The 12,763-nt window shown below is 69.1% G+C and carries 15 protein-coding genes; 2 read left to right on the forward strand and 13 right to left on the reverse strand.

Annotated features, from left to right (window positions below; translation table 11 throughout):
• Positions 1–81 precede the first annotated feature (81 nt).
• From UUA_RS07630 to UUA_RS07690, 13 genes are all read right to left on the reverse strand, one after another.
• Positions 82–1,074 carry a PIG-L deacetylase family protein gene (locus UUA_RS07630; RefSeq protein WP_008435617.1) on the reverse strand — a complete coding sequence of 331 codons (993 nt, stop codon included), beginning with the start codon at positions 1,072–1,074 and terminating at the stop codon, positions 82–84.
• Positions 1,071–2,006 carry a DNA polymerase III subunit delta' gene (gene holB, locus UUA_RS07635; RefSeq protein WP_008435618.1) on the reverse strand — a complete coding sequence of 312 codons (936 nt, stop codon included), beginning with the start codon at positions 2,004–2,006 and terminating at the stop codon, positions 1,071–1,073. The genes UUA_RS07630 and holB overlap by 4 nt, the downstream gene beginning before the upstream one ends.
• Positions 2,003–2,644 carry a dTMP kinase gene (gene tmk / locus UUA_RS07640; protein ID WP_008435620.1) on the reverse strand — a complete coding sequence of 214 codons (642 nt, stop codon included), beginning with the start codon at positions 2,642–2,644 and terminating at the stop codon, positions 2,003–2,005. Before tmk ends, holB begins: the two co-directional genes overlap by 4 nt.
• A complete protein-coding gene (mltG, locus tag UUA_RS07645) occupies positions 2,641–3,678 on the reverse strand; it encodes an endolytic transglycosylase MltG (protein ID WP_008435622.1) in 1,038 nt (345 codons plus the stop codon). The genes tmk and mltG overlap by 4 nt, the downstream gene beginning before the upstream one ends.
• Entirely contained in the window at positions 3,675–4,502 is an 828-nt protein-coding gene (gene pabC, locus UUA_RS07650; RefSeq protein ID WP_039953691.1) for an aminodeoxychorismate lyase, read from the reverse strand. Before pabC ends, mltG begins: the two co-directional genes overlap by 4 nt.
• The gene (locus tag UUA_RS07655) at positions 4,502–5,848 is read right to left on the reverse strand and encodes an aminodeoxychorismate synthase component I (RefSeq protein WP_050981828.1); all 1,347 of its coding nucleotides are present in this window, start codon (positions 5,846–5,848) and stop codon (positions 4,502–4,504) included. Before UUA_RS07655 ends, pabC begins: the two co-directional genes overlap by 1 nt.
• Before the next feature lie 14 nt (positions 5,849–5,862).
• A complete protein-coding gene (gene fabF, locus UUA_RS07660) occupies positions 5,863–7,101 on the reverse strand; it encodes a beta-ketoacyl-ACP synthase II (protein WP_008435628.1) in 1,239 nt (412 codons plus the stop codon).
• Positions 7,102–7,340: 239 nt separating this feature from the next.
• Positions 7,341–7,580 carry an acyl carrier protein gene (acpP, locus tag UUA_RS07665; protein ID WP_007513179.1) on the reverse strand — a complete coding sequence of 80 codons (240 nt, stop codon included), beginning with the start codon at positions 7,578–7,580 and terminating at the stop codon, positions 7,341–7,343.
• A gap of 197 nt (positions 7,581–7,777) precedes the next feature.
• Positions 7,778–8,521, reverse strand: a complete 744-nt coding sequence (gene fabG, locus UUA_RS07670; RefSeq protein ID WP_008435640.1) for a 3-oxoacyl-ACP reductase FabG — start codon at positions 8,519–8,521, stop codon at positions 7,778–7,780.
• Between the two features lie 31 nt (positions 8,522–8,552).
• On the reverse strand, positions 8,553–9,497 hold the full coding sequence (fabD, locus tag UUA_RS07675; protein WP_008435642.1) for an ACP S-malonyltransferase: 945 nt from the start codon (positions 9,495–9,497) through the stop codon (positions 8,553–8,555).
• Positions 9,498–9,641: 144 nt separating this feature from the next.
• Positions 9,642–10,616 carry a beta-ketoacyl-ACP synthase III gene (locus UUA_RS07680; protein ID WP_008435644.1) on the reverse strand — a complete coding sequence of 325 codons (975 nt, stop codon included), beginning with the start codon at positions 10,614–10,616 and terminating at the stop codon, positions 9,642–9,644.
• Positions 10,617–10,777: 161 nt separating this feature from the next.
• On the reverse strand, positions 10,778–10,972 hold the full coding sequence (gene rpmF / locus UUA_RS07685) for a 50S ribosomal protein L32 (RefSeq protein ID WP_008435646.1): 195 nt from the start codon (positions 10,970–10,972) through the stop codon (positions 10,778–10,780).
• A gap of 83 nt (positions 10,973–11,055) precedes the next feature.
• Positions 11,056–11,568 (reverse strand): YceD family protein, encoded by a 513-nt coding sequence (locus UUA_RS07690; protein WP_425476889.1) that lies wholly within the window; start codon positions 11,566–11,568, stop codon positions 11,056–11,058.
• Positions 11,569–11,711: 143 nt separating this feature from the next.
• Between UUA_RS07690 and UUA_RS07695 the strand changes: the two genes are divergently transcribed.
• Positions 11,712–12,167 (forward strand): hypothetical protein, encoded by a 456-nt coding sequence (locus tag UUA_RS07695; protein ID WP_008435649.1) that lies wholly within the window; start codon positions 11,712–11,714, stop codon positions 12,165–12,167.
• A complete protein-coding gene (locus UUA_RS07700) occupies positions 12,164–12,757 on the forward strand; it encodes a Maf family protein (protein WP_008435651.1) in 594 nt (197 codons plus the stop codon). The genes UUA_RS07695 and UUA_RS07700 overlap by 4 nt, the downstream gene beginning before the upstream one ends.
• Positions 12,758–12,763 lie beyond the last annotated feature (6 nt).

Below are 12,763 nucleotides of genomic sequence, written 5' to 3' on the forward strand. Positions count from 1 at the left end.
CGAAATATTACGCAGCGTCCAGCGCCATGGAGGTCGCGCACGAAGCGCTGGCCGGGCCCTCGGCGGCCGATGCCGGAGCGGTCAAGCCGTCGGCGTGGGCGCCGAACCGGCGCCGGCAGACAGCTCGCACCAGCCCCAGTGGTCGAAGATCCAGGGCGAGCGCAAGGTCAATGCCAGGCGCACGAAACACGGCAAACCCTCCGCCGCCGCTGGCGTCGAAAGATGGAAGCCGCCGACCCGGTCGCGCCACAGTGGCGCATCACGCCAACGCCAGCTGCGCGCTCCCGCCTGGTCCACCACGCTGAGCCGCAGCCATGGCCGCAGCCAGAACGGTGGTCGCCATGGCAACGCGCCCAGCGGCGTCGACAGCCCGGCGGGGCGCTCGGGGCGGGCAGCCAGGCGCAGCATGCGTTTGCCGCTCAGCGCCATCTGGCTGCGATGCTCGGCCAGTGCGGCGCGCTTGCACGCCAACTGCTGCGCCGTGCCATGCACCTCGAAGACTTCGCCGTCACCGCCGCGACCATGCACGAGATAGTTCAGCAACACCGGCGGCTCGGCCTGTTCCGCCAGTGCCAGGCGCACCAGCACATGCGCCGCGGCGTGATCGGGGTGACGGTCGGCCAGTGCCGGCGCCACCACCAGACTGGGGCCGAACTGGCTGATCGCCGCCGCCAGCGCCGATACCGACGGACTGGGCGACTGCAGCAACGTATCGGTGAGACCAAGATCCGCCCAGCCCAGCGATTGCAGCGCCGGCGCCGGCACGCCCAGGCAGGCCAGTGCCTGCAATATCTCCGCATGGCGGCGACACCCCCAGCGCTGGCGGTCGGCGGCGCGGATACGCACGCGCTGCTCCAGCCAGCGTTGCGGCCAGGGGTTGTTGTCGCCTTCGGTCAGCAGCACGATCCGCACCTCGCCGCCGGCCGCCTGCACCTGCTGGATCAGCAGCCCGGTCGCGATGGTCTCGTCATCCGGATGCGGTGCCACCACCAGCACGCGGGTCTGCGCCGAAAATACCGGCACCCCGCTCGCTGGCGCCAGCGCCGGCGATGAGCGGACGCCGCTGCCGCTCATCGCCACTGCGCCAGCAGTTCCAGCAGCAGCAGGTCGGCGCGCAGCGGGCCGCGCAGGCCCTCGCGGGTGCGATTGGCCGCGTCGTACCAGTGACCCAGCGCCTCGACGTCCAGCGCGCTGGCCAGCGGCCCCGCGCGTTGCGCCGAGCGCGCCTTGATCTCGTCGGCACTGGCCTGCGCGGCAAACCACAGCCGCTGCGACGGCTCGCTGTCCAGCCAGCGCTTGACCACCTCGGTCGGCTGGCCGCGGCCGGCCGCCAGCGCGGCCAGGTCCTTGCGCACTTCCTGCCGGCGTTCCAGCGCACCCTCCGCGGCCCAGATCCTGGCCAGGCCGGGATTGCCGCCGGCAGCGACGAGTGCGTCCGGGGCATCGCGCACACCTTCGGCCTGCAGCCAGGTCAGCGCGTCGGCGCTGGCGGGCAGCTGGAATTCGATCCGCTGGCAGCGGCTGCGGATGGTCTGCGGCAGCCGCCACGGCGCATCGGCCAGCAGGATCAGCATGGTCTGCGCGGCCGGTTCCTCCAGCGTCTTCAGCAGCGCATTGGCGGCTGCGGCGTTCATCGCGTCAGCCGGGTCGATGAGCGCCACCTGCCAGCCGCCGAACTGACTGCTCATGGCCAGCCGTGCCGACAGTTCGCGGATCTGGTCGACCACGATCTCGCTGCGCTGCACGCCATCCTTGCGCAAACCGAAGCTCAGCGTGACCACGTCCGGATGCGAGCCGGCGGCGAGCAGCAGGCAGCTGCGGCAATGCCCGCAGGCGTCGCCGCCCACCGGTTCGGCGCACAGCAGGCCCTGCACGAAACGCTGCGCGAACGCGCGCTTGCCCAGGCCGGTGGCGCCGCACAGCAGCAGGGCATGCGGCAGCGCGTCGCGCTGGCGGCGCGCCTGCAGGCGCGCCCAGTGTTCGGCGTGCCAGGGCAGTCCGCTCATGCCGGCGATTCCTCCAGCAACGCCGCCAGCGCCCGGGTTGCCGCCTGCAGTACGGCGGCAGGCGACTGGCTGGCGTCGATCACCCGGAAGCGCTGCGGCTCGGCCGCGGCGCGTTCGCGATAGTTGGCGCGCACCCGCTCGAAGAACGCATCGACCTCGGTCTCGATGCGATCGGCGTCGCCGCGGCCAGCGGCGCGGGCGCGTCCGGTTGCCACCGGCAGGTCGAGCAGCAGGGTCAGATCGGGCTTCACGCCGGCGCAGGCCCAGCGCTCCAGTTCCGCGATGCGCTCCGCCGGCTGCCCCCGGCCGCCGCCCTGGTAGGCGTAGCTGGCGTCGGTGTAGCGGTCGCACAGTACCCATTGCCCGGCAGCCAGGGCCGGTTCGATCACCTCGCGCACCAGCTGCGCGCGCGAGGCGAACATCAGCAGCAGTTCGGTCTCGGCGGCCAGCCCTCGCTGGGCCGGATCAAGCACGATCGCGCGCACCGCCTCGCCCACCGCGGTGCCGCCGGGTTCGCGCGCCTGCACCAGCGCAATGCCGTGCCGTTCGACGTATTCGCACAGGCCGGCCAGCAAGGTGCTCTTGCCGGCGCCCTCGCCGCCCTCGAGGCTGATGAATTTTCCGCGCGGGCTGGTCATCGGCAGCGCTTCCGCTGGTAGCAGTCGACGTTGCGATTGTGTTCCTCCAGCGTGCTGGAGAACACGTGGCCGCCGTCGCCGCGCGCCACGAAGTACAGCGCATCACCGGCAGCCGGGTGCAAGGCTGCCACCAGTGCCGGCCTGCCCGGCAGCGCGATCGGCGTCGGTGGCAGGCCGGCGCGGGTATAGGTGTTGTATGGCGTATCGGTGGTGAGGTCGCTCTTGCGGATGTTGCCGGCGTAGTGCACGCCCATGCCGTAGATCACGCTGGGGTCGGTCTGCAGCAGCATGTGGTTTTCGAGCCGTCGCACGAACACGCCGGCGATCTGCGCGCGCTCCGCCGGAATGCCGGTTTCCTTCTCCACGATCGAGGCCAGGATCAGCGCCTCGTACGGCGTGGCCAGCGGCAGGTCCGGCGCACGTCCCGCCCACAGTTCGTCGAGCGTCTTCACCATCGCCGTATGCGCGCGGCGCAGGATGTCCAGGTCGCTGTCGCCCTTCACGTAGGCGTAGGTCTCGGGCAGGAAGCGGCCTTCCGGAGCTTCGCCGCCGGCGCCGATCTTCTGCATAACCGCGGCATCGTCCAGTGCGGTGCTGTCGTGGTTCAGCTTCTCGGCCCGGGCCAGCGCCTGGCGCAGCTCGCCGAAGGTCCACCCGTCGACGATGGTGAAATTGCGCTGCAGCACCCGGCCGGCAGCCATGTTCGCCAGCAGCTGGCGCGGCGTGGTGCGGGGCTCCAGCGCGTATTCGCCGGCATGCAGCTTGCCGGCCACGTGCATCTGTTCGGCCAGCAGCCGCCAGTACCACGGGCTGGCCGTGCTGAATCCGCGCTGGTGCAATTCGCCCACGATGCCCTTGAAGCTGCTGCCGCGGCCGATGTCGATGCTGTCGCCCTGCGCCGCCACGTTCAGCGGCGCGGAACCGAAGCGGGCGTAGTCGAGCCAGCCGTAGGCCAGCGCACCGGCCGCCAGCAGCAGCACGATCAGCAACAGTCGCCGTGGCCATGTGCGCCTGCGCACCGGTTGGTCGCTCATTCGCCCTGCTCCATCGAAAATCCCAGATCACACCAATGCTGCTGCAAGCGGCGCGTCGTTGCGCCCGGCGCATAGCTGCCGTCATCCAGCGAACGCACCGGCAGGATGCCGCGCACGCTCGAACTCAGGAACACCTCGCCGGCGCCGCGCAGAGCCGCCAGCGTCAGCTCGCCGACCCGCACCTGCGGGCACGCCGCCAGCACTTCGGCACGGGCCACCCCGGCCACGCCGCAGCGATCCAGCGCCGGCGTCAGCAACTCGCCGTCGACCACCGCGAACAGATTGGCCATGGTCGCCGAAATCACCCGCCCGTGGCTATCGAGCAGCACGCCTTCGGCGATCGCCGGATCGTTCCACTCGGCGCGCGCCAGCACCTGCTCCAGCCGGTTGAGGTGCTTGAGGCCGGCCAGCAGCGGCTGTTCCGCCAGTCGGATATTACATACGCGCATACGCACGCCTTGCGCGTAGACGCCGGCGGCGACCGGCGGCGGCGCGAAGGCGGCTACCACCCGGGTTGGCCGCGGCGCCGCCGGCAGACCGTAGCCACGCTCGCCGATACCGCGGGTGACCGTGATGCGCAGCACCGATGCCGCCATGCCGCAGCTGACCTCCAGCGCCTCGCGCCATAGCTGCGCCGGATCGGGCGCCGGGATATACAGACGCGCGCAGCCTTCGGCCAGCCGCCGCATATGGCGCGACCATAGCGGCGCGATCGTGCCGATCAGACGGATGCTCTCGAACAACCCGTCGCCATAGGCCAGGCCGCGATCCAGCGCCGACACCTGCACCGATGCCACGCCGTCGACCAGCATGCGCGCTGTCATCAGTCCGGCACTCCCAGCGCACGCAGCAAGCCGCGCGCCTTGGCGCGGGTCTCGTCCAGTTCACTGGCGGCCACCGAGTCGGCCACGATGCCGGCGCCCGCGCGCAGGCTGACTTCGTCGTCGGCCAGGGTCAGGGTGCGGATCAGGATGTTCAAGTCGAGCTCGCCGTTGCGATCGAGATAGCCCAGCGCGCCGGTATAGGCGCCGCGCGGCGCGTCTTCCAGCGCGGCGATGATTTCCATGCAGCGCACCTTGGGACAGCCGGTGATGGTGCCGCCGGGAAACGTGGCGGCGATCACCTGGCCGGGCGTCACCTCGGCGCGCAGGCGTCCGCGTACATTGGAGACGATGTGGTGAACGTGGGCGTAACTCTCCACCGTCATCAGCTCGTCGACCTCGACCGTGCCCGGCACGCAGACGCGGCCGAGGTCGTTGCGCTCCAGGTCGATCAGCATCACGTGCTCGGCGCGTTCCTTGGGGTGCGCGCTCAGCTCGCGGATGCGTGCCGACTCGTCATCGCCGGGCAGCCGTGGACGCGTGCCGGCGATCGGCCGCGTCTGCGCCACGCCATCGCGCACCTCGACCAGCCGTTCCGGCGAGGAACTGGCCACCGCCCAGCCCGGCTGCTGCAGCAGGCCGGCGAACGGCGCCGGGTTGGCCTGGCGCAGCACCGCGTACAGCGACGCCGGCACCGGCGGCTGCACATAGCGCGCGCGCCAGGCACGCGACAGGTTCACCTGGAAGATGTCGCCGGCGTAGAGGTACTCGTGGATGCGCGCCACGCCGTCGAGGAACCGTCGCGGCTCGTCCTCTTCCCAGGCGATCGGCGCAGGCAGCGGCGGAATCGACGGTGCAACGGCGAGATCGGCTTCCAGTGCGTCGAGCAGATCCTCGAGGCCGGCCTCGGCGACCAGGATCGTGCAGTCGCGCAGGTGGTCGACGATCGCCGCGGCGGGACAGCGCACGGCCAGCGCCAGCGGCAGCGTCGATGGCGGCCGCAGTTCCAGTGTCGGCTCGATTTCGCCGGCCAGTTCGTACGTCAGCAGCAGCACCCAGCCGCCGTGGAACGGCAGGCCATCGTGCTCCGGCGGCAGTCGCTCGGCCTGCCAGGCGGCATCCAGCGCATCGAGAAAACGCCCTTCGCGCACGGTACCGTCGTCATCGCGCAGGCCGCCGTCGGCATGCAAGGTCAGCCGTTCGCGCGGGAACGCGAACAGGATGTCGTAGCGCGACTGCGCGGTACCATGCACCGCGCTTTCCAGCAGGCAGGGATAGCGCCCGGGAAACGAAGCGGCCGGCGCGAGCAGGTCGCGCCGGCCGTCCAGGATACGGCGATGGCAGGTCACGCCCAAGCGATCGGTCAGACGCGACGGAAGGCCAGCGTGCCGTTGGTGCCGCCGAAACCGAACGAGTTGGAGATCGCCACCTCGACCTTCGCCTCGCGTGCGGTATTCGCCACGAAATCGAGGTCGCAGCCTTCGCCGGGCTCGTCCAGGTTGATCGTCGGCGGCAGCACCTGATCGCGCAGCGCCAGGATGCTGAAGATCGCCTCGACGCCGCCGGCCGCACCGAGCAGGTGGCCGGTGGTGGACTTGGTCGAGCTCATCGCCAGCTTGTACGCATGGTCGCCGAACACCTTCTTCGCCGCCATCACCTCGCCGAGGTCGCCCAGCGGCGTGGAGGTACCGTGCGCGTTGACGTACTGCACGTCAGCCGGATTGAGGCCGGCGTCGTCCAGTGCGGTCTGGATGCAGCGCGCTGCGCCTTCGCCGCCCTCGCTCGGCGCGGTCATGTGGAACGCGTCGCCGCTCATGCCGAAGCCGACCAGCTCGGCGTAGATGCGCGCGCCGCGGGCCCTGGCGTGCTCGTACTCCTCCAGCATCAGCACGCCGGCACCGTCGGACAGCACGAAACCGTCGCGGTCCTTGTCCCACGGACGGCTGGCCTTGGCCGGCTCGTCGTTGCGGGTGGACATCGCCTTGGCCGAGCAGAAGCCGGCCATCGCGGTGCCGGTGGTGGCGAACTCGGCGCCGCCGGCGATCATCGCATCGGCATCGCCGTACTGGATCATCCGCGCGGCCAGCCCGATGTTGTGCGCGCCGGTGGTGCAGGCGGTGACGCAGGCGATATTCGGGCCCTTCAGGCCGAACATGATCGACAGCTGGCCCGAGACCATGTTGATGATCGAGCTGGGCACGTAGAACGGCGAGACCCGGCGCGGACCTTTCGCCGCCAGTTCCAGCGTGGTCGCTTCGATCGTGTACAGGCCGCCGATGCCGGCGCCTACCGCCACGCCGATGCGCGGCGCGTTCGCCTCGGTCACTTCCAGCCCGGAATCACGCAGGGCCTGGGTACCCGCCGCCACGCCGTAGTGGATGAACGGGTCCATCTTCTTGACGTCCTTGAGCGGCATCCACTCAGCCGGATCAAAGCCGCTGACCTGGCCGGCGATGCGCGTGGAATAAGCGGAAGTGTCGAAATGGGTGACCGGGCCGATGCCGCTGACGCCCTTGAGCACACGATCCCAGGCGCTGGCGATGTCGTTGCCGACCGGCGAGATGATGCCCATGCCGGTCACTACCACACGTCGCTTGCTCATGCTGATGTTCCTTGGGTGATTGCGTGGATCTGCCGCTGCCGGCAGCCGTCCCGCGCAGGTCGCAGGGACGTCGCCCGATCGTGCCTGGCGGGCATCCTGCCCACCATACGGGGTCGGACGTTACAAATTGCAGAAACGAAAACTGCGCCAAGAAGGCGCAGCGTTCGGTGCCGCCGCGTGAATGGATCGACCCGCGCGAAGCAGGCCGGCCCGGTCGGCGGCGATCAATTCCGTGGCGATCAGTCCTTGGAGTGGGCCTTGATGTAATCGACGGCCTGCTGCACGGTGGTGATCTTCTCGGCGTCCTCGTCGGGAATCTCGGTCTCGAACTCTTCCTCGAGCGCCATCACCAGCTCCACCGTGTCCAGCGAATCTGCGCCCAGATCGTCCACGAACGAAGCGTTCGCCGTGACTTCATCTTCCTTCACGCCGAGCTGCTCGACGACGATTTTCTTGACGCGCTCTTCGATGGTGCTCATGTTGCCCATACCTCTCAAGGGAGTAATTGATTGTCTGTGCCGGCGCGAGGCCCGCGAAAGGCCGGCGCATTGTAGTGGCTAAACCGCGAGGCCGCCACGCTTGGCCGATGACGAAGGCACGCTGTCCCCCATGACCGGCGCGAAAGCGCAATTGTCGCCCAAAACGGGTTCGCTGGCGACAACTGCGTCCATCCGACCTACGGCATGTACATGCCGCCGTTGACGTGCAGGGTTTCCCCGGTGATGTAGGCTGCCGCCGGCGAAGCCAGGAAACCCACTGCCCTGGCGATGTCCGTCACCTCACCCAGCCGCCCCAACGCGATCTGGCCGAGCAGCGCCTGCTTCGACTCCTCGGGAAGTGCGCGCGTCATGTCGGTGTCGATGAAGCCCGGCGCCACCACGTTGACGGTGATGCCGCGGCCGCCGATTTCGCGCGCCAGCGACTTGGAGAACGCGATGATCCCCGCCTTGGCCGCCGCGTAGTTGGCCTGGCCCGGGTTGCCGGTGAGTCCGATCACCGAGGCAATCGAGACGATGCGGCCCTTGCGCGCCTTCATCATGCCGCGCAGCACTGCCTTGGAGGTGCGGTAGACCGAGCTCAGGTTGGTGTCGATGATCGCCTGCCAGTCCTCTTCCTTCATGCGCAGCAGCAACTGATCGCGGGTGATGCCGGCGTTGTTGACCAGGATCGACACCGCGCCAAACTCCTTTGCGACCGCATCGACCAGCGCCTCGACCGCGGCGCCATCGGTGACGTCCAGCACGCGGCCATGGCCGCCATGCGCGGCCAGCCGTGCGCCGATCGCGGCCGCGCCGCCTTCGCTGGTGGCGGTGCCGATCACGGTGGCGCCCATCGCCGCCAGCTCGTCCGCGATCGCCGCGCCGATGCCGCGGCTGGCGCCGGTGACCAGCGCGATTTCACCCTGCAGTGGTTTGCTCATGGATCGTTCCTTCGTAAATCGGAAGCTGTGTTCAGGCCCACTCGGCGCGGGCGGCGTCGAGTTCGGCCGGGGTGCCGATCGCGCGCGCCTCGATGCTCTTGTCGATGCGCTTGACCAGGCCGGCCAGCACCTTGCCCGGACCGCATTCGGCGACGCGCGTGGCACCACCGGCGGCCAATGCCTGCACGCATTCGGTCCAGCGCACCGGCAGGTACAGCTGGCGCTGCAGCGCGCCGCGGATCTCGTCGAGCGTGGCGTAGCTCCTCGCCTCGGCGTTCTGGATCACCGGGGTCGACGGCAGCTGCCAGTCGATCGCGGCCATGCGATCACCCAGGCGGTCGGCAGCTCCGCGCATCAGCATGCAGTGCGAGGGTACCGACACGGCCAGCTTGATCGCCTTCTTCACACCCAGCTCGGCGAGCCGGGCCAGCGCGCGGTCCACCGCCTCGACGTTGCCGGCGATCACCAGCTGTCCCGGCGAATTGTAGTTGGCCGGCGCCACCACCTGCCCTTGTGCCACTTCCGCGCACACCTGCGCGATCTGCGCGTCGTCGCCGCCGAGAATCGCCGCCATCGCGCCCACCCCTGGCGGTACCGCCGCCTGCATCAAGCGGCCGCGCTCGGCCACCAGCGCCGCCGCATCATGCAGCGACAGCGCGCCGGCGCAGACCAGCGCGCTGTACTCGCCCAGGCTGTGGCCGGACAGCTGCGCCGGCTGCGTGCCGCCGAGCTTCTGCCACACGCGCCATACCGCCACGCTGGCGGCCAGCAGTGCCGGCTGGGTGTTCTCGGTGCGGTTGAGCTGTTCTTCCTGCCCCTGGCTCAGTGCCCACAGGTCGACGCCGGCACCCTGCGAGGCTTCCTCGAACGCAGCCTGCACTTCAGCGTGCGCTGCCGCCAGCTCGGCCAGCATGCCGACCGATTGCGAGCCCTGGCCGGGGAAAACGAAAGCGAGCGTAGCGGCAATGGAACTCATGGATTGGGCGAACCCCGTCGACGAAAACCGCCATGGTGCCAGCATTGCCGGCCATACGCAGCTGTATTCAACGTTTTCCGGGACACAAAACACGATGCCACCCAAGCGGGCAGCATCGTGGCGAGCGCCTCGGGACCATGGGGCTCAATAGCGCAGCAGCGCCGACGCCCAGGTGAAGCCGCCGCCGAACGCCTCCAGCAGCAGGTTCTGGCCGCGCTGCACCTTGCCCGAGCGCACCGCGTAGTCCAACGCCAGCGGCACCGAACCGGACGAGGTGTTGGCATGCTTGTCGACCGTCACGATGACGCGCTCCATCGACATGTTCAGCCGCTTCGCCGTGGCCTCGATGATGCGCAGGTTGGCCTGGTGCGGGATCAGCCAGTCCACCTGCGACTCATCCATGCCGGCGGCCTGCAGGGTCTCACCGACCAGCGAGTCGAGCGTCTTCACCGCGACCTTGAACACCTCGCGGCCGGCCATGCGGATACGCACGCCGTGGTTCGGCTCGTCCTTGAAGCCGGCCGACACGCCGACCGGGTTCCACAGCAGTTCCTTGTAGCCGCCGTCGGCGTGCAGGCAGGTGGCGTAGATGCCCGGTTCGCTGGCAGCTTCCAGCACCACGGCGCCGGCGCCGTCGCCGAACAGCACGCAGGTCTCGCGCTCGCCCCAGTCGACCATCCGGGTCAGCGTCTCGGCGCCGATCACCAGCGCCTTCTTCGACTGGCCGCTCTTGATGAACTTGTCGGCAATGCCAAGCGCGTACATGAAGCCTGAGCAGGCCGCGTTGACGTCGAATGCGGCGCAGCCGTTCGCACCGAGGCGATCCTGCACCAGGCAGGCGGTGGACGGGAAGATGATGTCCGGCGTGGTCGTGCCCAGCACGATCAGGTCGAGTTCGGATGCCTTGACGCCCGCCGCTTCCAGCGCCTGCTGCGCGGCGCGGAAGGCCAGGTCGCCGGTGGTCTCGCCGTCGGCGGCGATATGGCGCTGGCGGATGCCGGTGCGGGTGCGGATCCACTCGTCACTGGTGTCGACGATCTTTTCCAGATCGGCGTTGGTTACCACGCGCTCGGGCAACGCACTGCCGGTGGCGATGATGCGGGAATAGATCTGGGCCATTCAGCTGTCCATCAACGTAAACGAAGGATTGAACGCCTTGAACGGCGCCAGCGCAACCGTCCCCTGCGGCATTCGTGGTGTCCGTCAACGCAAAACGGCGCGTTGCCGCGCCGTCTCGCCTGACCGGAATCCGGGAACCCCGCGGGGTTCCGCGAAGCCGATCAATCCTCGACCGACACCGCGCCCTTGGTCTCGATCACTTTCTTGCCGCGGTAGTAGCCGTCCTTGGTGATGTGATGGCGCTGATGCACCTCGCCGCTGGTCGGGTCGGTGGACAGCTGCACGGTCTTCAGCGCGTCGTGCGCACGACGCATGCCGCGGGTGGACGGGGTACGGCGGCTCTTGGCAACGGCCATGATGGTTCTCCAGCTGAAACTCGATGGTTGAAACTAAGGTGATCTGCTGCGTCATGGCCCGGATCGGTGATCCGGACCAGCGGTTACTTCTTCAGTTCGCGCAACACCGCGAACGGACTTTCGGAACGCCCCTCGCCGGAACGATCCGGTTCATGGCCTGTCACTTCGTCGGGCAGGCTGCTGTCCGGGTTGACCGGAACCAGCGGCAGCGCCAACAGCAATTCGTCTTCAATCACATCCGCCGGATTCAAGCGGCCATCCTCGGCCACCAGCAGCGGCTCGCAATCCGGCGGCAAACCTGCCTCGTCGTGCTCCTGCCGGATCAGGCCGAGCCGCGTATCCACCGCCACCGGCAGCATGAACGGCTCCAGCGTGCGCTGGCAAACGAGCGCCAGCGAAGCCTGCACGTGAACGTCGACATAGCTGATGCCCAGCTCGTCACGGCCGAAATCCAGCCCGTACTGCAGCTGTCCATCGGTGTCCGCCAATACCCCACACAGGCGGGACAGGGCCGCGATGGGTAGCGCTCCCTCGAACGAACGCCGCGCCGAGACCATGCGCCAAGCGTCCACGGACTCTGGCAGTGTCACGGACATAATCGCGGAATGTTAGGTTCGACACGGCGCGAAGTCAACCGGCGCGGCACCGGAACGGCATCGCCCCGCGCCGCCGGTGCTCATTTTGCCTGATCCCGCTCCGATGGGGCAGACTGAACATCCCGTTGCCCGAGCCCTTGCCCTTGAATTCCTATCTGACGCTCGGTGCCGTCGTGCTGCTGGCGCTGCTGATTGCCCTGGTGGCCGCCGCCATGCTGCTGCGCCGGCGCCAGACAAGGCGCGGCAGCAGCCTCCAGACCCTGCTCGACCTGGCCGACCGGCTGGAAACCGACCTGAAAACCTGTCGCAGCGGCCTGCAGCAGGCGCATGCGGTGATGTCGCTCAATCCCGACCTGCCGGCCGCCAGCGAACAGGACGCGCAACACGCGATCGACGCCGGCCTGCGCGCGCTGCTGCAGCAGCGCCTGTGGATCCGCGACCGCTCGCCCCGCGCCAGCCAGCATGAACTGGACGAAGCCGCCGCCTCCATGCGCGGCACCCGCGACCGCCTGCGGCCATTGCTGAAGGCCCTCGACCAGGCCCAGACCGATCTCAACAGCGCGATGCGCGAACACATCCGGCGCGAATCGGACACATGAGCGCGCTGCAGACACCGCGCATCGTGCTGGGCTCGACCTCACGCTACCGCGCCGAACTGCTGCGCCGGCTGCTTGCGGATTTCGAGCAGGCCGCGCCCGGCACCGACGAAACCCCGCAGCCGGATGAGCCTCCCGCCGCACGCGCCCTGCGCCTGGCGATCGCCAAGGCCGAGGCAGTGGCGCGGGAACATCCTGGCGCGCTGGTGATCGGCTCCGACCAGGTTGCCGAACTCGACGGACGAGTTCTCGACAAGCCCGGCAACGCCGAACGCGCCCGCGCCCAGCTCGCCGCCAGCTCCGGCCGCGAAGCGCATTTCCACACCGCGCTGTGCCTGCTCGACACCCGCGATGGCCGCCGCCACACCTACGTCGACCACACCCGCGTGCGTTTCCGCGAACTGGACGCGGCGGAGATCGCCCGCTACGTCGAACGCGAACAGCCGCTGGACTGCGCCGGCAGCTTCAAATGCGAAGGCCTCGGCATCAGCCTGTTCGAGGCGATCGACAACCGCGACCCCAGCGCACTGATCGGCCTGCCGTTGATCGCGCTGGCGCGGCTGCTGCGCGAGGCTGGCATCGAGCTACCCTGAAGCGGC

Origin of the sequence: Rhodanobacter thiooxydans LCS2 (assembly GCF_000264375.1) — a bacterium.
GTDB lineage: Bacteria > Pseudomonadota > Gammaproteobacteria > Xanthomonadales > Rhodanobacteraceae > Rhodanobacter > Rhodanobacter thiooxydans.